Annotated in this window: 20 protein-coding genes; 5 read left to right on the top strand and 15 right to left on the bottom strand. The window is 43.3% G+C overall.

Features of this window, described 5'->3' with window-relative positions; translation table 11 throughout:
• Positions 1-97 precede the first annotated feature (97 nt).
• The 5 genes from AB5618_RS14165 (at position 98) to AB5618_RS14145 (ending at position 4,406) form a co-directional block, all read left to right on the top strand.
• Positions 98-736, top strand: coding sequence for an AAA family ATPase (locus AB5618_RS14165; protein WP_118580203.1), 639 nt, complete (start codon positions 98-100; stop codon positions 734-736).
• A gap of 265 nt (positions 737-1,001) precedes the next feature.
• Positions 1,002-2,441, top strand: coding sequence for an AI-2E family transporter (locus AB5618_RS14160; protein ID WP_118580206.1), 1,440 nt, complete (start codon positions 1,002-1,004; stop codon positions 2,439-2,441).
• Position 2,442: 1 nt separating this feature from the next.
• Positions 2,443-2,889 (top strand): D-aminoacyl-tRNA deacylase, encoded by a 447-nt coding sequence (gene dtd, locus AB5618_RS14155; RefSeq protein ID WP_148463019.1) that lies wholly within the window; start codon positions 2,443-2,445, stop codon positions 2,887-2,889.
• A gap of 258 nt (positions 2,890-3,147) precedes the next feature.
• On the top strand, positions 3,148-4,203 hold the full coding sequence (locus tag AB5618_RS14150) for a tyrosine-type recombinase/integrase (protein WP_148463018.1): 1,056 nt from the start codon (positions 3,148-3,150) through the stop codon (positions 4,201-4,203).
• Between the two features lie 65 nt (positions 4,204-4,268).
• Positions 4,269-4,406 carry a DUF6783 domain-containing protein gene (locus AB5618_RS14145; protein ID WP_368357286.1) on the top strand — a complete coding sequence of 46 codons (138 nt, stop codon included), beginning with the start codon at positions 4,269-4,271 and terminating at the stop codon, positions 4,404-4,406.
• Positions 4,407-4,451: 45 nt separating this feature from the next.
• Here AB5618_RS14145 and AB5618_RS14140 read toward each other — a convergent pair whose 3' ends face one another.
• From AB5618_RS14140 to mutL, 15 genes are all read right to left on the bottom strand, one after another.
• Positions 4,452-4,871, bottom strand: a complete 420-nt coding sequence (locus AB5618_RS14140) for a twitching motility protein PilT (RefSeq protein WP_118580215.1) — start codon at positions 4,869-4,871, stop codon at positions 4,452-4,454.
• Between the two features lie 156 nt (positions 4,872-5,027).
• Positions 5,028-6,083: a D-alanyl-D-alanine carboxypeptidase family protein gene (locus AB5618_RS14135; protein ID WP_148463017.1), complete on the bottom strand. Its 1,056-nt coding sequence runs from the start codon at positions 6,081-6,083 to the stop codon at positions 5,028-5,030.
• Positions 6,080-7,240, bottom strand: coding sequence for an FtsW/RodA/SpoVE family cell cycle protein (locus tag AB5618_RS14130; protein ID WP_148463016.1), 1,161 nt, complete (start codon positions 7,238-7,240; stop codon positions 6,080-6,082). Before AB5618_RS14130 ends, AB5618_RS14135 begins: the two co-directional genes overlap by 4 nt.
• A 4-nt stretch (positions 7,241-7,244) precedes the next feature.
• Entirely contained in the window at positions 7,245-7,487 is a 243-nt protein-coding gene (minE, locus tag AB5618_RS14125; protein WP_148463015.1) for a cell division topological specificity factor MinE, read from the bottom strand.
• A 91-nt stretch (positions 7,488-7,578) separates the two neighbouring features.
• Complete coding sequence (minD, locus tag AB5618_RS14120; protein WP_148463014.1) at positions 7,579-8,361, bottom strand: septum site-determining protein MinD; 783 nt, start codon at positions 8,359-8,361, stop codon at positions 7,579-7,581.
• A gap of 130 nt (positions 8,362-8,491) precedes the next feature.
• Positions 8,492-11,317 carry a penicillin-binding transpeptidase domain-containing protein gene (locus AB5618_RS14115; protein WP_330642250.1) on the bottom strand — a complete coding sequence of 942 codons (2,826 nt, stop codon included), beginning with the start codon at positions 11,315-11,317 and terminating at the stop codon, positions 8,492-8,494.
• A gap of 56 nt (positions 11,318-11,373) precedes the next feature.
• Complete coding sequence (mreD, locus tag AB5618_RS14110; RefSeq protein ID WP_148463012.1) at positions 11,374-11,901, bottom strand: rod shape-determining protein MreD; 528 nt, start codon at positions 11,899-11,901, stop codon at positions 11,374-11,376.
• A complete protein-coding gene (gene mreC / locus AB5618_RS14105) occupies positions 11,891-12,889 on the bottom strand; it encodes a rod shape-determining protein MreC (protein ID WP_148463011.1) in 999 nt (332 codons plus the stop codon). Before mreC ends, mreD begins: the two co-directional genes overlap by 11 nt.
• A 55-nt stretch (positions 12,890-12,944) precedes the next feature.
• The gene (locus tag AB5618_RS14100; protein WP_148463010.1) at positions 12,945-13,958 is read right to left on the bottom strand and encodes a rod shape-determining protein; all 1,014 of its coding nucleotides are present in this window, start codon (positions 13,956-13,958) and stop codon (positions 12,945-12,947) included.
• Positions 13,959-14,042: 84 nt separating this feature from the next.
• Positions 14,043-14,756, bottom strand: a complete 714-nt coding sequence (radC, locus tag AB5618_RS14095) for a DNA repair protein RadC (protein ID WP_330590270.1) — start codon at positions 14,754-14,756, stop codon at positions 14,043-14,045.
• 220 nt (positions 14,757-14,976) lie between these two features.
• Positions 14,977-16,575 carry an FAD-dependent protein gene (locus AB5618_RS14090; RefSeq protein ID WP_148463009.1) on the bottom strand — a complete coding sequence of 533 codons (1,599 nt, stop codon included), beginning with the start codon at positions 16,573-16,575 and terminating at the stop codon, positions 14,977-14,979.
• A 14-nt stretch (positions 16,576-16,589) separates the two neighbouring features.
• Positions 16,590-17,780 carry an NAD(P)/FAD-dependent oxidoreductase gene (locus AB5618_RS14085; protein ID WP_148463008.1) on the bottom strand — a complete coding sequence of 397 codons (1,191 nt, stop codon included), beginning with the start codon at positions 17,778-17,780 and terminating at the stop codon, positions 16,590-16,592.
• Between the two features lie 105 nt (positions 17,781-17,885).
• Entirely contained in the window at positions 17,886-19,163 is a 1,278-nt protein-coding gene (locus tag AB5618_RS14080; protein ID WP_148463007.1) for a methionine gamma-lyase family protein, read from the bottom strand.
• 95 nt (positions 19,164-19,258) lie between these two features.
• The gene (gene miaA / locus AB5618_RS14075; RefSeq protein WP_148463006.1) at positions 19,259-20,209 is read right to left on the bottom strand and encodes a tRNA (adenosine(37)-N6)-dimethylallyltransferase MiaA; all 951 of its coding nucleotides are present in this window, start codon (positions 20,207-20,209) and stop codon (positions 19,259-19,261) included.
• A gap of 12 nt (positions 20,210-20,221) precedes the next feature.
• Positions 20,222-22,423, bottom strand: a complete 2,202-nt coding sequence (mutL, locus tag AB5618_RS14070; RefSeq protein ID WP_148463005.1) for a DNA mismatch repair endonuclease MutL — start codon at positions 22,421-22,423, stop codon at positions 20,222-20,224.
• Positions 22,424-22,515 lie beyond the last annotated feature (92 nt).

Raw genomic sequence — 22,515 nt, 5'->3', positions numbered from 1 at the left:
TACCCTGATGTAGTGTATAATAATCTTACAAAATTCCTATGAATTGCCAGTCACGAAGTGAACAGTAACAAAGGAATTGCAGAAGGGAGTGGCAGATATGAACAATACAACAAGTTCAATTATTACCATCGGACGTGAATATGGAAGCGCCGGCAGGCAGATTGGTCAGGAAGTAGCCAGATATTTTGGAATCAAGTGTTACGACAAAGAACTTCTGGAGCATGCTGCAAACGACAGCGGTATTTGCAAGGAATTATTTGAGAATCATGATGAGAGGCCAACTAACAGCTTTCTGTATTCTCTTGTAATGGATACTTATTCTTTTGGATATTCTTCTGCTGGATTTACAGACATGCCTATGAACCACAAGGTTTTCCTAGCACAGTTCGAAGCCATCAAGAAATTAGCTGCAGAAGGCCCCTGTGTTATGGTAGGGCGCTGTGCAGATTATGCTCTTGCAGATAATAAAGACTGTTTCAGTGTTTTTGTTCATGCTGATCTGGACTGGAGGATCAAGCGTATTGCAGGCAAATACAATAAGACACCTAAAGAAGCCAAAGATATGATCACCAAAACAGATAAGAGCCGTGCAAGTTACTATAATTACTACACCAATAAGAAATGGGGTGCAGCAGCGGGCTACAGCTTAAGCGTTGACAGCAGTGTGCTTGGTATCGAAGGTGCTGCCCAGGCGATTATCAATACCATACATATTTTTGATGACCTTAAGAAATAATATACAGAATCATGTGAAAATAAGGAGTTCTCGAAAGAGAGCTCCTTTTGTAATTTGTTGCATCTCAATTCCTGTTTTCGGTTCCTGTTTTCAAACGCCATCGCCACTTTATATTTTTTTAATGAGACATTGAGACAAAACTGTGTTATAATAGATAGCAATCGCTGTTAAATAAATAACAGTACAGACACTTATTGGTTACTGTGCAAACAGCAGACAGTAACACATATTTTGCATTCATGTTTCAGGAGGACGATATTAGAATATGAAATTACGCTGGGACAATCAACATGTTCGCTGGGGAGTAACTTCTTTCCTTGTAATCGCAGCCAGTATGCTCTTTTATTATGGTGTTTTCCATATGAAGACACTGATTACAGGAATTCAGACATTTCTGGGGATTCTCACACCTATTGTTTATGGGGTCGTGATTGCCTTTTTACTGACCCCTGTATTAAATTTCCTGGAGAAAAAAATCATTTATCCGCTTCTTGCCAGGAAGGAAGTATCAGTAGGAAAGAAGGGGCGCAAGGCAATTCGGTGGGCATGCGTAATTTTATGTATGTTTCTCTTCCTTGCTCTTATTTATGCCCTTATTATGATGATTCTGCCAGAACTGATCCGAAGTATTATGGGTCTGATCTACAGTTTTCCAGCCTATGTGAAGGTTATTCAGAAATGGCTGCAGTCTTTCATTGAGAAATGGAATCTGAACAGTGATGCACTGGACACTTTGAATCAGTCCATCACCACAGCGCAGGACTACCTGACTACGAATATCCTTCCGCAGATGCAGGAAATGCTAAAAAATATTTCCGCAGGTGTGTTTGAATTAATTAATTTTCTGAAGAATTTCCTCATCGGAGCTATCGTTTCCCTGTACCTGATGGCAGATAAAGAGGGATTCATTGCCAAGGCAAAAATGCTCACCTACGCAATTTTTAATACCCAGCATGCGAATTTTATCATCCATTCCATGCGTTTTACCAATAGAACCTTTATCGGATTTTTCAGTGGTAAGATTTTGGATTCTGCCATCATTGGCGTATTGTGTTATATTGGTATGAACTTTTTGAATATGCCATATATACTTTTGATCAGTGTGATCATTGGTGTAACCAACGTAATTCCATTTTTTGGACCTTACCTCGGAGCAATCCCAAGTATTTTTCTCATCTTATTGGTGGATCCGCTGCAGGCTATTTATTTTGCAATTTTTATTCTTGTTCTCCAGCAGTTTGACGGCAATATTCTTGGACCGAAGATTCTTGGTGATTCCACAGGACTTTCCAGTTTTCTGGTCATTGTCGCCATCCTTATTGGCGGTGGAATCTTTGGAATCCCAGGTATGATCATTGGCGTTCCTGTTTTTGCAGTGCTTTACGCGGCACTTGGCAGGCTTGTCCATATCAGCCTGATCTATAAGCAGGTTCCAGATGAGGAGCAAAAATACACCAACATTGACTGTCTGGATCCGGAAACACATGAACCCGTTCTTTTCCCGGCAGAAGAGCCGAAGAAGAGAGAGACACCCAGACGCACTGCAATGTTGAAATTTACCCTTACTTTGTTAAAAACGATCCAGAAAATCCTGACTACAATCTGGATCCTTATAAAAAAATATTCTGTGATAATTTATCAAAAAGTCAGACAATTGATAGAAGAGTACAGACAGAAACAAAACAGTAAAAAGGACGGAAATTAACATGCGGCTTTTAATACAACGTGTAAATCATGCAAGCGTAAAAGTAGATGGTGAAGTTATCGGAAATATTGGGAAGGGCTTTCTTGTACTGGTCGGCATAGGTCAGAATGATACCAGGGAAATTGCAGACAAATATATGAAAAAAATGCTAGGACTTCGAATTTTTGAAGATGAAAATGGCAAAACAAACCTTTCCCTGGCAGATGTAAATGGGGAGCTTTTGATGGTTTCACAATTCACGTTATATGCCAACTGCAAAAAAGGAAACCGGCCAAGCTTTATTGAAGCCGGTGCGCCAGAACAGGCAAATGAACTTTATGAATACATGCTAAAGGAAGCTGCAAAAGTTGTTCCAGTTGTTCAGCATGGTATTTTTGGCGCTGATATGAAAATTTCACTGGAAAACGATGGACCGTTTACAGTGATGTTGGACGAATCGATCATGTAAAATTAACAGCAATTGTAACGAAACCGGCCAAGCTTTATTGAAACCGGTGCGCCAGATGTTCAGAATCGTCTGTAACTGCATAATGAATGCAGTCGAACCATCAATTATATTTTAACATTTAATGAAATTCTGAAAAACGCCGAAAACAGCCAGAAGAAGTGGCTGATTCGGCGTTATACCCCTCATCTAGATCTATACGACAAACCCGAGTTTTTCATATAGATTGGTATCATTATTACTTCTAAAGGAGAATCTTTCATGGATAAAAAAGTCACCTACCACGAACAGACTGACGTCGAAAATACCTTGCGGCTTCGTGATGTTCTAAAAACCTTGCCGCCATTTTGCAAGGATTTCTTTCGTGCCATTGAACCTCGTACCACAACTAAAACCAGAATTTCCTATGCATATGACATCCGCATTTTCTTCCAGTTTCTTCTGGAACAAAATCCAGCCTTCAGGGACTGGTCTATAGATGCCTTTACAGTGGATGTCCTGGATCAGATCACAGCTGTTGATCTTGAAGAATATGAAGAATATCTGAAAGTTTACCAGGCCGGGGATAAAACGGAAACCAATGGCGAACGTGGTCTGAAGCGAAAAATGTCCTCATTGCGAAGTTTTTATGCATATTATTTTAAACGTGAAATGATTCACACAAATCCTACCGTCCTTGTGGACGTTCCAAAGATTCATCAGAAAAGTATCATTCGCTTGGAAGCTGATGAAGTTGCCTTGCTGCTGGATTATATTGAGCACGGCGGGGACGACCTTACCGGTCAGAAAAAGGTATATTATGAAAAAAACAAAGACCGTGACCTCGCTCTCGTTACTCTTCTGCTCGGAACAGGTGTTCGTGTTTCTGAATGTGTAGGTCTTGACATAGAAGACGTAGATTTCAAAAACAATGGAATCAAGGTTACTCGAAAAGGTGGAAATGAAATGGTTGTATATTTCGGTCCTGAAGTAGAAAAAGCTCTGAAAAACTACCTGGAAGTACGCAAGAACATTATTCCTGTAGAAGGCCACGAACACGCTCTCTTCTACTCTACCCAGCGCAAACGAATTGGTGTCCAGGCCGTTGAAAACCTGGTCAAAAAATATGCCCGCCAGGTTACCACCACCAAGAAAATCACCCCTCATAAACTCCGCAGTACCTACGGCACCGCCCTCTACCAGGAAACAGGCGATATTTACCTTGTAGCGGACGTTTTAGGCCATAAGGACGTGAATACTACCAAGAAGCATTATGCAGCCTTAGACGATTCCAGACGGCGTCAGGCAGCCACTGCTGTAAAGCTGCGTGAAGATTAACATCTGCTTCACACGTACAATTGTTGTAATCACCGCATTTAATTCACATAATATTATTATTGTAAATCAATTCAAAACTTTCTGCAAAATCTCCCTCAAAGTGGAGCGTGCAGATTGTAGGAATGATTTTTCAAACACGCTCTAAGGCGCAGCTCAAAAAAGGACATGACCCACAGTCGAGTCATGTCCTTATGTACCTCTAATTTGGTTTTACTGAGTTTATAGCTGCAATATCATATTATCCGAGATTATAATGCTACTGCAATCTTATCCTGTAATGCTTCCGGAATCTCTTCTTTGTCAAGCGAAATACTTACAACTATTGAAATTCCATATTTCTCACCGATCTTGTCCAGCTGATCAAGTGTATCTGTAACATCAGCGTCTTCCAACTTGGAAACCTTGAGGAAACTGTCCAGATAAATCTGCTCAAGATCATGATCCTGAGAAATAATACCACAGATGAAACCTACGAATTCATCTGCATTCTTCAATGGATAAGAGGAGACGTCGATAAGACGTACCTTATTGTTAAGCTCATACATATGTTTGGTACTCTTGTCAAGGTAAACAATGCTTCCGTTGGCTTCTTTCACCGCACCGTTTACTCTGTCTAAGAGCACTTTTGTTTTGCCTTTGCCTTTCTTTCCTACGATCAGTTCAACCATGATGTTTTCCTCCTTAGACAATATGATATTAAATTTTTACCAAAACCTTGTTTAATATGTTTCATATTATAGTATAATTTTTCTAAATTTTCAAGAGTTTTTTTAATATTTCTGTCTATTTTTCTCAATTGTGGCTACGATTCATAAACCGACTGACTAGTTTATATTCTGCAAAAGGGACGACATCTGCTCATACAGCTCGTCTTTTGTGGAGGCACCCATTACAATGGAAATGTACGGCTTTCCATAAGCATTCTGGCTCAGCAACGCCAGACAGTTGCCTGCATTGTCCGTAGTACCGGTCTTTCCACCCAGAATAGTCACATTCTTAGGAGGGGTAGCTTCTCCTGTGAGATAATGGTCTGTGGCAAGTAATGTGGTACTTGCACTGCTTCCGTCCGCATGAGTATATTCTACGGTATAAGATCCGGACTGTGTGATCTGAGTAAACTCCGGATAATTCAAAGCTTCCTTTAGCATCAGATAGATATCATAGGGAGTGGTATAATGGTTTTCGTCCTGCAGTCCATGAGGATTGGTAAAATGGGTTCCGGTACAGCCAAGCTCCCTGGCATAACTGTTCATCATCTCCACAAACCCATCTGTAGAACCACCCACATGCTCTGCAATAGCCGCTGCTGCGTCATTACCTGAATAAACCAGCAGACAATGAAGAAGCTGATCCATAGTCACCTGGTCACCTGCCCAAAAGCCGCAAACCTGTGAACCCTCCTCCAGATTCAGATTCTCCTGTGTAATGGTTACTACATCATTCATATTTCCATATTTCAGTGCCAGCATAGCTGTCATGATCTTGGTGATACTTGCTGGGTATACCTTTTGAAGTGCCTGTTTGGAATAAAGCACCTTTCTGTCATCCAGATCCAGAAGAAGTCCTTTCTGGTTTTCCCCAAGGGAAACACCATCCATAGGAACATCTGATACGACCACACACAGATTCTTAGCAAAACCATCAGCTCTCAGGCTGTCTAAGTCTGTAATTCCACCAGAAAACTCTCTGGAAGCTACATATGCCTCCTCCAGCTTATCAAAAACAGTTCCATTTCGGAGAACATAAATTGCACCGATCCCAGTACCGCCAAGTACAACCAAAAGCAACAGCAAAAGAACAGTATTTCTGATTCTCTTTCTTCTGGAACTTCGAAATCTTGCCTGTTTACGTCTTGAGTTCTTCTTTTTTGCGGCTGTCATAAATATTCCTCTTTCTTATCAATTTCTTTTCTCTTAAGTTCTTTATTATAAGTACTGCTCTGCAGACCTACATTCATCACAAGCCCCATACCGATAAACAAGCTGACTAGGGAAGTCAGACCATAACTTACAAAAGGAAGAGGCGTACCAGTATTAGGTGCCAGTCCAGTAGCAACGCAGATATTTAAAAAACTCTGTATAGCTACAACACTGCCAATTCCGCAGCAGATAATCTTCCCGGCCAGATCCTTGGCCCTGAGGCTCATCCTGATACATTCAACTGAAATCAGCAGCAATAATACAACTAAAGTTGTACATCCTATAAATCCATACTCTTCTCCGGCAACCGCGAAGATAAAGTCGGTCTGGTTCTCTGCAACAAAGTTTCCGGCATTTACAGAAGAAACCTGGTCATCCCCGGTAAGCTTTTTCCCAACCAGTTCTCCGGAGGCAATAGCCGTCTTCGAGTTATTCTGCTGTTCAATATCCTCCTGATATTCCTCGTTTTCCGGGTAAAGGAAAGACATAATACGCGTTCTCTGATAATCCTTGATCAGGGTCTGATCCGGCTGCACAACAATGGACAAAAATATGATCAAAAGGGGAACCGCGATCAGAATCGCACCTCCGATGATCTTGTAACTCAGTCCTGCTATATACAGCAGAATACAGAAAATAATGGTTACCGTAATGGTATTTTTCATATCCGGCTGTGCATAAATAAGAGCCAATGGAACAGCCAGAAGGAGCACTGATTCTGCCAACACTCTGAAAGTATTGATATCATCTTCATGATCCATAAAAAACTTGGCAAAAAACAGAATAATAATAACCTTGGAAAGCTCGGTAGGCTGAAAACGGAAACCACCGATATCCAGCCATCTGGACGCACCTCCTGCCTCACTTCCGAACAATCGTACACCAATAAGCATAAGCAGATTAAACCCATACATGATCCACTGGAAATTCAATATCCAGGAATAATCCATTAACGATAAGATCACCAGCAACACAAGCCCCATCACAACGCCCAAAAGCTGTTTGTTTCGAAGATCTGGCGACGCACTTGCTACCAGCTGCACTCCAAACAGACTGATCGCAGTCAGAAGGATCACTAGTTTAAAATTGTAAAAACGTAGCTTATACTGTTTAATCATAAATTTATCTGTCCTTTTTCGTCAACACAGGAATATACGCCATTAAAACAGGCGGTTCCTGTGATATCTGTATTTTCACTTTAGTTTCCTCTATGGTCACATACTTCTTTACTGTATGTACCAGGTCACTTTTTAACATTTTCATCATCTGCGGAGAGCATTCTATGCGTTCTGAGATAAGAAGAAGTTTCATCCTGTCGCGAGCATATCCTGCTGAACGCCTTCTTTCATTAAAAAAGGTCTTCATGCAAAATCCCTCCATTCCAGAGTATTAGTTGACATAACATTATTACAAGCAACCAACATGCTATTTTGCGTAACTAATTATTACCTGAATATCAATGTCTTTTAAACAGTCTTGAAAACATACCTTTCTTCTGTCTGAGTTCTGCAAAGGGAACTTCCTCTCCCATAAGCCGTTTGCAAATATTTTGGTATTCCTCCTCCGCCTGAGAATTTTTACCAGAAAGAGGCTCACCCTGATTGGTTGCTATTACAATCTGCTCGTCATCTAAAAGAGTTCCAATCAGATCTACAGCCAGAATCTCTGTTACATCATCCACAGACATCATATCTCCCCTGGCGATCATGTCAGGACGAAGACGGTTGATGATCAGATGGATATCCCGCAGATCATTTGCTTCCAAAAGACCAATGATACGATCCGCATCGCGAATTGCAGATACCTCCGGTGTCGTCACTACAAGAGCTTTATCCGCACCTGCAATGGCATTCTTAAATCCCTGCTCAATTCCAGCCGGACAATCCAGCAATATATAATCAAACTCTTCTCGCAGATCATCCGTCAGTTTGATCATCTGTTCCGGTGATACGGCAGTTTTATCCTTGGTTTGCGCAGATGGCAGCAGATAGAGCTCCGGATGGCGCTTGTCCTTGATCAGAGCCTGTTTCAGACGGCAGCTTCCATTCACCACATCTACCAGATTATACACGATCCGGTTCTCCAACCCAAGCACAACATCCAGATTACGAAGACCAATATCCGTATCCACAACCACGGTTTTCTTTCCCATCATAGCCAGACCAGTTCCTATATTGGCAACTGTAGTGGTTTTTCCTACACCGCCTTTTCCGGATGTAATGACAATGACTTCACCCATTTCTTCTGATTCCTCCTAAACAAAATGTTCCAAAATCCTGGTATTTCTCTTATGGATATGCCTGCCGGAACACTCCCGGCAGGCATATCCAGTACTGCTGATCAGACTATGAACAGCAGCAAAATCGTTTTTAGTCATTCGATGTATCACTGGTATCTGTAGAAGCAATACCTGTGAGAATAGAATCTTTATCTGCAAGATTGTACATATATTTAAAAATATCATTAGCAATCAGACATGCATTACCGGAGCTATAACCATTGGCAATACGGATTGCCACTGCATACTCCGGATCAGAAGCCGGCGCATAACCGACAAACAGACCATGGTTTGGATGGCGAAGATCCAGCTCTGCTGTACCGGTTTTACCTGCCACTTCTACTCCAAGACCGTCAAACTGGGAATGAGTCTGGATCACACGACGCATACCATCATGGATCACATCCCAGATATTTGAAGAAATATTTACCACATCCTCAATTTCCGGCTCATACTCCTGGATCACATCTCCCTTCGGGTCCATTACTTTGTCCAGAAGGGTCAGTTTAAATACATTCCCGGAAGTAGCCATAACAGTAGCATAACGAGCCAGTTCTGATGTGGTAAACAGGTTATTTCCCTGTCCCATATAAGATGGAACTGCTTTGGCATCGGAAACCTTCGGAGTTGCCTCTGAAAGCTCGATTCCAGTCTTCCGGTCCAGACCGATCAAAGAAGCATATTCCTGAAGCTTATTCAGACTCTGCACTTCGGAGAACTCATTATCCCCTACTTTTCCCAGCTGAAAACCGATCATGTTAAAGAAATAGTTACAGGACTGCTCGATTGCAGTACGGATATCCAGACTTCCATGACCATTCTTATACCAGCAATTAATAGGCGGATCTACATAGTCAAAAGTTCCGGTACATTCAATATATGTACCTTCGTCAATAATTCCTTCTTCCATTCCTGCAATTGTTGAAAGAAGCTTCAGTGTGGAACCTGGCGCAGTGGTTTGCTGGGTCGCTTTATTGAAGAACGGACTGGACTGGTCAAGTGCCAGCTTTGCATAATAATCTGTATCCATATCATTGGTCAGACGATTATTGTCATATCCGGGATAGGAAACAAGTGCAACTACATCTCCAGTCTTTACATCTACAACCACAGCGGACGCTGAGCATGGCATTAATGCCAGCTGTGCAGGCTCTATCTCCAGAGTGTATATCTTGTTGATCATAAAATCATAAGCTCCCATTGCTCCGGAAGCCAGATTCTCATAATCATCATCATTTTTGTCAAGAACTCCCTGCTCATAAAGCACCAGGCAGATTTCCTGTCCGGAAATTGTATCTTCCTGCAGCATATATTTGTAAAGGAGCTTGGAAAATCCAGTATCTGTACTGAGATAATCGATAATATATGCTGTCAGTGCCTGATAAATTTCCTCAGAATCCAGATACTCTCCTTCCGGTGAAAAGCTGCTGATGTCGATCCAGCCCTGGCTTGTGGCATAAGTCAGGTAATCCTTCAGGCTGATGGTTTCATCTGTTGTCCAGGCCTTGTAAGTAGCATCTGATGTATCGATGGCATCTTTGGAAATAATTCCAAGCGTGTCTCTAAGAAGGTCATTACAGATGTAAGACAGATATTCCTGTGTTTCTTCATCTTCATCCTTATAGGCTGGCGGGTTTGAGCCATTCAGCTTCGTGCTTATTGTATCAAAAACTCTCTGCTGCTTTTGTTGAAATTTGGCATATAAATTTTTTTCTATGTCAGAGGCATCCTCATTGCTGAATTTGGTGATATCAATCACACTGTTGGAAATCAGGGCATTGTATACATCATAAATAGGAATACGGATCTGACTGGCATCTGTGACATACGTGTAATCAAAAGTCTTTGCCGCATCAATTTTCGTCAGAAGAACACCAGCCACACGCTGTTTGAGGATCTGATAGATTGCCGATTGCCAGTCAGTTTCAATAGTAAGCTGCACATCATCTCCTGCAACCGGCTCTACTTTGGTGTCCTCGTCAATTTTTAGAACCTTTCCAAGGTTATCAACAGAAACCGTCTCCTTACCGTCTGTTCCCTGAAGGGTAAGTTCCATATACTGCTCAATTCCTGCTTTACCTACGATCGCATCATTGGAATAATCCGGATTCTGTTTCCGAAGCTCTGTCAGCTCCTCGGAGGAAGCCTTACCAGTATAGCCAAGGATTGGTGCCATGCTTTCATCATCAATATACTGGCGGATGGAATCCTCAACCACATCAATTCCCTGCAGTCCGGTCTTATTCTCCATGATCGCAGCTACCGACTTTTCACTGACATTGGTAGCAATGGTAACCTGCATGTATTTCTTAAAACTGTTGGTATTCAGTTCGTAGCGGATAGTTGCAATATCAAGCATTTCCTGCTTGGTCAAAGTAAGAGGCAGACCATGGGAGATCAGCTCGTCCTCTGTATAAGCACGATCACCGCTAAGAACAATAGAAAATTTCTCGGAACCAGTGAGAAACTCCATCATCTGATCCGCAGTCGCCGTCTTCTGTTCATCTTTCAGATCATCGATCAATGCCTGTCCATAAATATCGGCACGGAAGCGATTCAGGGTAAAGCCCTCAACAACATCAAAAGCATACTCTCCATTCTTATCTACCACAATATGGAAGGAATGGGTAATATCATCTCCGTTGCTGTGAAGGATCTGAAGTACCTGATAGGCTACACCATTTAATGTAAGATTCTTCTCCCTTGTAGAAGTGTAAGTTCCATTATCTTCCAGCGTCAGAGAATAGGATAGCACATTAGATGCAAGAATATCTCCGTTTCTGTCCAGAATATTTCCGCGGGTGCTCTTGAGCACACGCTCTTTGGTTGTCCTGGCCTGGAATTTGCTGATGTAATCCTCTCCCTGAATAATCTGCAGATCAAATAATCTACGCACCAGAACAACTGACATTATCACAAATACCAAGATCAGGACTGTTGTTCGTTTTAAACTGATTTTCTTGAAAATTCGTTTTATTTTAGTACCCAAATTGACTCACTTTCTTTCCTGGTTATGTTCATGTAGTGATAGTTTATGTAACGGAAAATCCGGTATACAATCAAGGTAATAAATACCGTGTAAAACATTTCCGGGATAATGATCCTGTACAGATAAGTCCCAAGTCCCAGTCTGCCTCTTAAAAGGAACTGCAGCCCATAAACAGACAGATTATATAAAAGATCTGCAACTGCAGTCAGAAACATAGGAACCTTCACATCATCATCGTAATAAATCCTGTGCGCATATCCACTTAAATAACCAATATACATATAGATCAAAGCATAAAATCCAAATACTGATCCAAAGAACAGATCCACAAAAAGCCCTGAAAAAAATCCTGCCCAAAGGCCGCTTTTGCGCCCGCGCATAAGCCCCATGGATACACAGAAAACCAGCATCAGATTAGGAGTTACAGAGCCAATAGAAATCAGATCCATAACCGTACACTGCAGAAGAAAACATATTACGATCGTAAGAAAATAGACAATCTTACCCTTCATCTGCGCCCTCCTGTCCGTCTGCCGCACTGCTGTCAGTACTGCCGCTACTCTCCTGACTGCTGTCGCCAGAAGTACTGTCAGAACTGCCGCTGTCAGAATTGCCTTCCACCTGCGCAGTTCCGTCTACCAGATCCTGCTTATTCACAGTAATAACAAATACATCTTTCAAATGAAGGAAATCCACAGGTGTTACAATGGTTCCTGTCTTAGTCAGATTATTGCTGTCTACCTGCACTTCGCTTACATATCCGATAAACAATCCTTCTACAAATTTCTCACTGATATTGGAAGTAACAATACGTTCCCCGACAGTCACCTTGTTCTCCTGATCATAAAGCTGCTCAAAGCGAAGCTTTCCTTCATCAATCAGTTCCAGGTCTCCGTTTACAATACAGTTATCAGAAGTGCTTACAGTCATTGCACTTACGCTGCTGCTGTCATCAATAATGGAGCGGACAGTAGCCCAGGAGGAACCAACTTCTGTGACAATTCCAACAAGCCCCTTGCCTGCGATCACATTATTATCGACCCTTATCCCATCATCAGAACCTTTGTTGATCATAAAGGTATCGTACCAGTTTCCAGGATCTTTGGAAATGATAGTCGCAGCCACCTTCGGATAGTCCTCATAGGTCTGATCCAGATTGTAAAGTTCTTTCAGTCTCTGATATTCCCCCTGATCCTGGATCAGTTTGTTATTCTGTGTAGTCAGACTGTCCAGTTCTGCCTTCAGCTCTTCATTTTCAAAAAGCAGATCCTGTTTGTCCTTGAAACTGTCCCTAATAGAACGGACCATACTGCCGATCTTTTCAATGCTTTTTTCAAAAGGGACTATGACAATTCCCGCTGTTTCCTGCAAAGGAGCTGTGGAAATACCTGAAGCAAATGTAGCCACAATACAGCTCAGACAGAAAAGTGTCATAATCGCCAGCAAATGTTTACTTTTCAGATTTATGCGAAATCGAAATTTTTTCTTAAGGTTTTTCATAAAATGGCACCCCTAAAAATTTATGATTTATAACTGTTCAGTACCTTCACAGTTACTATAATTTTCTTTGTGTGATGGGCTGAGCCCATTTACGAAGTTCTCTGTCGTGGATGATCTTCTCCAGACCTTTTACAGCTGAAGTTTCGTAAAGATCTGACAGGTTAAAAGAATAGCCTGTGTAACTTGCCAGATATGTATCTATATGAGGGATTCTGGTGCTCCCTCCGGTAAGGAAAATGCCTTCTTTCGCAATGTGGTAGGATATCTGCGGCGGGATACGTTCCAGAAAAACCTTCATCTGGGCACCGATCTCATTGACACAGTTCATGATTCCCGCATTGACTACATAGGCAGAAATAACCTCTTCCCTTGGAAGACCGGAAACACTGTCAATTCCTACAACCTTACGTGCCTGCTTATGCTGGTCTGCAAGCCGTCCCATTACCAGCTTCAGCCGCTTCCCGGTACGGGTACCGATCTGAAGATTATAACGCTTGCGTACTTCGCTGCACACGGCCTCATTCATCTGACGTCCGCCAATTGGAATCTTCTTGTTTATGATAATACGGCCTCCCGTAATAATGGAAAAATTCGTACTCTGGGCACCAATATTTACGATCATGCTTCCTGCATTGTTCTCCAGATCCACACCCATAGCTATGGCATCTGCAATAGGAGCCTCTACCATGTAAACCCTGTTCTTCCGCAGCCAATGTCCATTCGCCACCTGATAATAAGCTCTTTTTTCAATAGCAGTCATGTCCAGAGGAACTGCAAAGTACATGACAGAGCCTATTCCCAGAATTTTATCAATTTTTTTCATCATACTGTAAAGTACAATTTCCTGCAGTTCCAGATTGGCTATCATACCAAAAGCCATCGGCGAACTTACGGAAATATCAGAGGGTGCTTTCTCAAACATTTCATACGCTTCGTTGCCCACGGCTATGATTTTGCGGCCCTTGGCCGCAATCATGTTCTTCTCAATGTAGCTTTTATTTCGAATCATGGAATAGACCTTGACGGAACTGCTTCCAAGGTCTATTCCATATGTTTTTTCAAACAGCATATATCTGTCCCTTCATCCTTACTATGCCCTGCAAAAACAAATACCCGCCACTGGTTTACAGACGGCGTCAGCACTTCCGGCGGATCATTCCTCCGGCATCATTCCCTGTTCTTTAAAGCTAATGTATCTCTGGTCACCGATCACAACGTGATCCAGAAGCTTCACCCCAAGAATCTCCCCAGACCGGTAAATACGCTCTGTAATTTTCTTATCACATTCACTGGGCGTAGGATCTCCGCTTGGATGGTTATGAACCAGGATCACACTTACAGCGTGAAACTTCAATGCTTCCATAAAAACCTCCCTTGGAGTGATCAGAGTTGAATTCACGGTTCCCCGGGAAAGCATCTGCTCACCAAGAAAATGGTTTTTTCCATCCAGCAGCATAACGATCAATACTTCCTGCTCTTCGTGCCGGAGACGTTCCATATAGTATTTTGCTATCGTGATGGGTTCGTTAAAAGAAAGTCTTGGTCTGGCAACAGCAGACGCCATCCGCTTGGAAAGCTCCCCGATACATTTCAGCTGGACGGCCTTGACTTTCCCGATTCCGTTCACCTTCATCAGATCCGGAATGGACATATGTAAAAGTCCCAGAAGTCCCGGATAGGAGGTATCTTTCGTAAGACTTAAGATTTGATTGGCGAGTACAAGAGAATTGCAGCCTTGTACACCGCTTCTCAGGATCACTGCCAGAAGCTCGCTGTCGCTGAGCACGGATGGTCCCCACTGCAGACATTTCTCATAAGGACGTGACGACTCCGGCAGTTCTCTGATGGTCTGTTTCATTTCATTCATATCTTTCACCTGCAGTTCTCCAGGACTGACAGGATACTGCTCACACCATACCCAAAGCATACTTCGCGCAGCTTTGCCAATGAACAGTAATGGGACTGTTCTTCATGCCATAATAAGCAGATTCTTCTTATTCCCCGAGACACAAAGACAGTTTTCCCCGCATTGTGTTTCACAATGCAGACTCATTTTAGCATAAAAAAGGAGAGATGTACACTCTCTCCTAAAAATTTCTAAACTTTTTAGAAACAGCTTCCGCTACTTTTATGCCATCCATAGCAGCAGAAGTAATCCCGCCTGCATATCCAGCGCCTTCCCCACATGGGTAAATCCCCTCATAGTTTGCTTCCAGGGAATCCTTATCACGGACAATACGCACCGGAGATGATGTTCTGCTTTCCACGCCGGACAACACTGCATCAGGACGGTCAAAGCCTTTGATTTTTTTTCCAAAGGCAAGAACACCCTCTTCTATGGAATCACCGATCTCTTTTGGAAAAATACTGCGCACATCACCTGGAACACAGTCACCCTTAATACAAGGTTCTACATCTTTAAGTCTTGTACTTGGCTTATGATTCTGATAATCTTCAAACAACTGTACCGGAACCTTACCATTTCCAGCTTTCCACGCTGCGCGTTCCAGACTGCGCTGGAATGCTACACCGCCCAGTGGACCCTCTTCTGGAAAATCAGCCGGAGTCACCGATACGATCAGCGCACTGTTTGCATTGCGGCTGTCCCTGGCCTGATAGCTCATACCATTTACAGCAAGCATCTCCGGTTCCGAAGAAGCGTTCACCACATAACCTCCCGGACACATGCAAAAGGAATAAACACCACGGCCATTTTCACATGTGTGAGTGACTTTATAAGCAGCTGCTCCAAGTTTCTCGTTTTCCTCTTCCCCATAAAGAGCTAGATTGATCATGGACTGTGGATGTTCCATACGTACACCTACTGCAAAAGATTTTGGTTCCATATAGATTCCTTTTTTCTCAAACATGAAAAAGGAATCTCTTGCGCTGTGTCCAACTGCCAGCACACATACCTGGGCCGGAATCCTTTTTTCCCCATTTATCTCAATTTCTTTTAACTGACTGTTTTCAAAAAAAAGATCTGTCACTTTGGAACGGAACTGGAATTTGCCGCCCATTTCCTCAATTTCATGGCGAAGAGTCTCCACCACGCCAACCAGCACGTCTGTACCAAGATGTGGTTTCTGCTGATAGATAATTTCCGACGGTGCACCCGCCTGCACGAAACGCTTCAGTACTTCATGATTTCTTCCTGAAGGATCTTTTACCAGAGTATTTAATTTTCCGTCAGAAAAAGTACCAGCACCACCTTCCCCAAACTGCACATTGGAATCCGGATCCAGTACGCCATTTTTCCAGAAATTCTCGACCGTCTTCTGACGGACATGCGCTTCCTCTCCTCGTTCCAGAACCAGGGGGCGATAACCGGCCTTCGCCAGATACCAGGCACAAAAAATTCCGGCAGGTCCGCTTCCTACAATGACCGGCGGATATTTCAGTTTCTCTTCACCAGGAGATGGAAATGTATATTCTTTTTTCTGAGTTAACATAATGTTATTATTGTGAATTCTTCGAAAGATCTTGCTTTCCTGGTTTTTATCCTGCAAAAACACATCTACCGTATAAACAAATTTTTTATCCTCTTTATGACGGCAATCCAGTGACTGCTTCACTATTTCGTAAGTGAAGCCTTCATTTTTCAGACGAAGCTCCTTACGGATCTTTTGGCTTAACTCTTCCGGGGTATGATTAATTGAAAGTTTCAGCTGGGTAATTCGAATCATGTTATTCTCCTTTTTCAAACACGCTCTGACATTTTGCTGGCATTCACTCCTGCAACATAACCGCTGGACCAGGCCCACTGCAGATTGTAACCGCCACATTTCCCATCAATGTCCAATAGTTCTCCTGCGAAATATAAGCCTGAATTTCGTGTGGATTCCAAGGTTTGGGCGTTAACCTGTGTAGTATCAACGCCGCCTGAGCACACCTGTGCCTGTTCAAAAGACTGATAACCAGTCACTTTAAGCGGATAGCTGCTGATTGCTTCTTCCAGATCATTTGCTGACAAAAGCACTTTTGCAAGCTTATCCGGGAAAAGTCCGGTCAAAAAGTCTTTTTTTCCTTTATAGGGGCAGTTTTCCTTTCGTATTTTCAGAAAAGCTTTCAACTGTTCCCGGGAAAATTCTGGCAGAAAGTTTAAAATCAGAGTCACATTTTTTCCCTGTTTCAGTGCACGGATTCCGTATCGGCTGACCTGAAACACCGGAATTCCGGATACGCCATAATCAGTAAGCTGTAGTTCTCCTGTTTCCTCTGTGACTTTTTTCCCATCCACAAGCAGCGTAATTCTGCCTTCTGTGCGGACACCTGCCCAGCCGGAAAAGCCTGTATTCTTGCATTTCAGGGCAGTTAAAGCCGGGAGAGGCTCTATGAGCCTGTGTCCCAGTGCTGCGGCAAGCTCATAACCGCTGCCATCGGAACCGGAAATTGCAGAAGCTTTGGAACCATTGGAAAGAATAACTGCTTCACCCTCGTATATCCAGCCTTCTACCTGAACCTTCCAGATATCCTGTTCCTTAAAAACACGTTGTACTTTTTGGTTGGTCTTGATCTTTACCCCAAGATTCCGTGCTTCCATACACAATACCTCAGCAACGCTTGCTGCCTGTCCGCTATGCGGATAGAGATAGCCGCCGTTTTTATTCACAGGATAAATTCCAAGCCGAGTAAAAAATTTCACCGTGTCTGCTACCGGAAACTGGTTCAGAACTGCCTGTTCAAAGCCTGGATTTTCGCTTCGATATGCATCAGACGGCACCTGGATATTGGTAAAATTACATTTGCCGTTTCCTGTAGCGCAGATCTTTTTGCCTGGTTTTTCATTTTGTTCCAATATGGTTACAGCGGCCCCGTTTTCTGCAGCTGCAATGGCAGCCATCAACCCGGACGCCCCGCCGCCTGTAACGATAACACGTTTTTTCTCCATATAAACTCCCGTTTTTTACATCTGTTTTAAAGAACTTATGGTAACGGTTCAGCGCTTCACAGTTACACGCCTGGCATTGCACGAAAATTCATGTTTTTCATGATTTCACTGTAATTTTACCAAATCCTGCTCCACAAGTTTCTGCAAGGACATCATAACGCCAAGTTTTGCATGCTCCCAGGTAAGTCCTCCCTGGAAATATACGGCATATGGCTCTTTCACAGGTCCATCTGCGGAAAGCTCAATAGAAGAGCCCTGTACAAATGCGCCAGCCGCCATAATGACCTGACTGTCATAACCTGGCATATCCCATGGCTCCGGATCAACATAACTGTCAACCGGGGCAGCAGCCTGAATCCCCTTACAGAATGCGATCAGACGCTCCGGACTTTTTAAAGTCACTGCCTGAATAATATCCTGCCTTGGCTCTGTGGAATTTGGAACCACGTCAAATCCAAGCTTTTCATAAATATTGGCTGCAAAAACAGCGCCCTTTAACGCACCCTTTGTCACCATCGGTGCAAGGAAAAATCCCTGATAGAAGGAACGGTTTACGCCAAGTGAAGCTCCCACCTCAGCACCAAGTCCCGGACAGGTCATACGGTAAGAAGCATTTTCCACGCACTCTTTGGTTCCCGCAATGTAACCGCCAATTGGAGCAAGTCCGCCGCCCGGGTTTTTGATCAAAGAACCAACCACCATATCTGCACCAACATCACTGGGCTCAATCGTGTCAACAAATTCGCCGTAGCAATTGTCTACCATACAGATCACATCAGGCTTAATGCTCTTTACAAATGCAATCAGCTCACCAATCTGCTTTACTGAAAAAGAGGGGCGTGTCATATAGCCTTTGGAGCGCTGAATCTCAACCAGTTTTGTCTTCTCATTGATTGCTTTGCGGATATTTTCATAATCGAAAGTTCCATCCTCAAGAAGATCCACCTGACGATAAGTTACTCCGTATTCTGCCAGGGAGCCCTTGGATGGACGGATACCGATCACCTCTTCAAGAGTATCATATGGCTTTCCGGCTGGTGCCAGCATTTCGTCGCCTGGACGCAGGTTTCCAAAAAGAGCAATGGCCAGGGCATGTGTTCCACACGCAATCTGCGGACGCACCAGACATGCTTCTGTGTGGAAGGTATCCGCATAAACCTTTTCCAGAGTATCACGGCCGTAATCGTTGTAGCCGTAACCGGAAGAAGAGCCGAAGCACTCCTCGCTGACGCGGTTTTTCTGCATAGCCAGAAGAACTTTCATCTGGTTATATTCTGCTGTTTTGTCAAAATGTTCAAAACGCTCCTTTAAGGATTCTTCTATTTCATGGCAAAAATCGTAAACCTGGGAAGAAATTCCCAGCTGCTCGTATAATTCTTTCATAATAATTCTTTCCGTCTGTCTGACGGTATTCCTCCATTTTTTGTTATTTTCAAGGCGGGCGATCCCCCCTGGGAAAAATCTGATTATTGAAGTAACTATTCTCCAGTTATTCCTCTTTCATGGCAAACGCTCAGCATATACTCCAGCATTTTATCCTCGTTATACCCGAACTCATCTTTATTCACCCACACTGTTTCCGGCTCTCTGCGGAACCAGGTGAGCTGGCGTTTGGCAAAGTGCCGGGTGTCGCGCTTCAAGATCCGCACAGCCTCTTCCAGCGGCATTTCTCCATCCAGATAGGCCAGGATTTCTTTATATCCAAGACCCTGCATGGAAACCATACCTCTGTGATAGCCCATGTCCTTCAGCTTCTGGACTTCTGCCACAAGACCGCTGGTCATCATTTCATCCACCCGCTTATCAATGCGTTTATATAAAAGCTCCCGTGGTGCATTCAGCACAAAGTATGCCAGATTATAGGGGCTGGTTCGTTCCTGCTGCTCCTCATTGTGTGCGGAAATAGGGCTATGGTTCTGATGATAAAATTCCAGTGCGCGGATTACACGCTTCGTGTTGTTTTCGTGGATCACTTCGGCGCTTTTGGGATCCACCTCTGCCAGCATCTGATGAAGATATGCAGCACCTTTTTCCTGGACAATCGCCTCCAGACCGGCCCGGTATCCATCGTCCTGCTCAGCCTGGGTAAAATCAATGTCTCTGGTCACCGCCTGAATATAAAAGCCGGTTCCCCCCACCAGAATGGGAATATGTCCCCTGGTGTAAATCTTTTCCATGGCATCCTTTGCCATCTGTTGGAAACGCACAATGTGAAATTCTTCCTCTGGCATCAGCTCATCCACCAGGTAATGGGGAACTCCCTGCATTTCTTCTGGCATGATCTTCGCAGAGCCAATATCCATATATTTATAAACCTGCATGGAATCTGCAGATATGATCTCGCCGCCAATGGCTTTTGCCAGAGAAATAGACAGCCTGGTTTTTCCAACTGCAGTGGGACCGGTAAGGACAATAAGAGGTTTTTTCATAATCTCTCCTGTTTATACAATTCGCTTAAATTTCTTTTCAATTTCTGTCTTTGTCATCGCAATGATAGTGGGACGGCCATGAGGACAATTATATGGATTGTCCAGAGTAAGAAGCTCGTCGATCAGCTTATCTGCCTCCAGAGCAGACATCTGATGATTTCCTTTGACAGCAGATTTGCATGCCATTGTGGCAAGTCTTGCTGTGAAAAGGTCAAAAGCATCCTTTGCACCTTCTCCTCCCAGATTGTCAAGCATTTCCAGAAAGAGTTCTTCTTCATGGAATCCGTACAAATTTGTCGGAACTGCACTGATACAGTATTCCCTTCCACCAAAGGGTTCAATCTCAAAACCGTATTTCCTGAAATATTCTTCGTTGGCTTTTAATTTCGCCTGTTCATCCATGTTCAAGGTCACCACAAGCGGAGGATTCAGATATTGCGATTCAATGGACTGTTCTTTAAAACGTTTTACAAAGCGCTCATAATTTACCTTTTCGTGAGCTGCATGCTGGTCGATAATGTAAAACTGGTTTTCAAATTCCACCAGCCAGTAGGTGTCAAACAACTGGCCAATCAGCTTATGGCGGCTTCGGGATTCTGGTGCCAGAAGTTTCTCCTGAAAAAGCTCAAGCTGCTTTCCCCCAACGGATGGATATTCTGAGCCTGGATCACTCTGTCCAGGCTCAGATTTATCTGGTATCTCATAGTTTACGGATACAGCAGTCTCTGCCTGATTATCGGCTTCATTCATTCTCTCAACCGATATGTTATCTTCTGCCGCTTTTTCATCTGCACTTTTATCCGCTTTTTCTTCTGCTTTTTCATCCGCTCTTTTATCTGCCTCCGCAGCCTCTTTTAAAGTTCCTGCAAAAAGAGCTTCCTCTTCCTTGCTAAATGGCTTCGCCTGATAAATTGCCTGCTCACGAAGCACACTGCTGGCCTGACAGCCAGAGCTGTTTACAAGGCTTCCAGATGAATTTATTTTTCCAGTTGGAGCTGTTTTTTCAGTTAGAGCTGTTTTTCCAGTTAGAACTGTTTTTTCAGCAGCCTGTGAATAGCAGCTTTCATTATTCCCTGCGCTGCTTCGACCAGCTTTTTCAGCAGCACCTTCACAATGAAGTTCCGTCCTGCGGCTTTTCTCAAATGGCTCCGGAACTGCTCCGCGGCTTACTGCTGCCACCTTTGATTCCCGCTCCTCTTTTCCCACTGGAACAACCGGTATCAGTTCTCTGTGAAGAAGCGCATTGTGAACAGCCTCGTAAATGGCATCATACACCTCCGCCCCTCTTGCAAAACGAACCTCCAGTTTCCGGGGATGAACATTTACATCCAGATCATTTCCTGTCATCTGGATCTGCAATGACACAAAAGGAAATTTATGCTGCATGACAAAGCCCTTATATGCATCCTCAATGGCCTTCGTAATAATATTGTTTTTCACAAATCTGCCATTTACATAGTAGTTCTCAAAGCTTCGGTTTCCTCTGGAAACCTCCGGTTTGCCGGCGTATCCCTCAATTTTCATAAAATCATTTTCGTAGAAGACTTCCAGAAGTGCTTTCGCCATATCCCGGCCATATACATTATAAATAACATCCTTCACATTATAATTGCCGGAAGTATGCAGTTTCACCTGTTTGTTCTGAATATATTTAAAAGAAATCTCCGGATGGGAAAGAGCAAGCTGTTCCATCATAGTTCCAATATAATTTGCTTCTGAAGAATCAGATTTCAGGAACTTGCTCCGGGCCGGTGTGTTGTAAAAAAGATTCCGAACCAGGAAAGTAGTTCCATCTGGAGCTCCCATTTCCTCAAGGCTTTGTTCTACGCCGCCTTCGATCACATAACGCACGCCGCTGATAGCAGAAGGAGTTTTTGTGATCAGCTCCACCTGGGAAACTGCGGCAATACTGGATAAAGCCTCACCACGGAATCCCAGTGAGGCTATGTTTTCCAGATCTTCTACTTTTTCAATTTTGCTGGTAGCATGACTTAAGAATGCCGTAGGTACCTGAGCAGCCTCAATTCCCCCTCCGTTGTCTGTAATACGGATCAGCTTCTTTCCTCCATCTGTAATCTCTACTGTTACAGCAGTAGCACCAGCATCAATGGAATTTTCTACAAGCTCCTTTACAACAGAAGAAGGGCGCTCTACCACCTCACCTGCTGCAATTTTATCAATGGTATGTTTATCTAAAACTGCTATTTTTCTCAAGTTTTTCTCTCCATATAAAAGCAGGTTGACCGCTTCGGTTCACAATACGGACATGTCGCCTGCCGGTGACAGCACCATATATGAAAGTCAGC

Source organism: Ruminococcus sp. J1101004sp1_RTP21198st1_B9_RTP21198_201120 (assembly GCF_040924245.1).
GTDB classification, from domain to species: Bacteria; Bacillota; Clostridia; order Lachnospirales; family Lachnospiraceae; genus Blautia_A; species Blautia_A faecis.
This window is presented reverse-complemented; position numbering and strand designations above follow the sequence as displayed.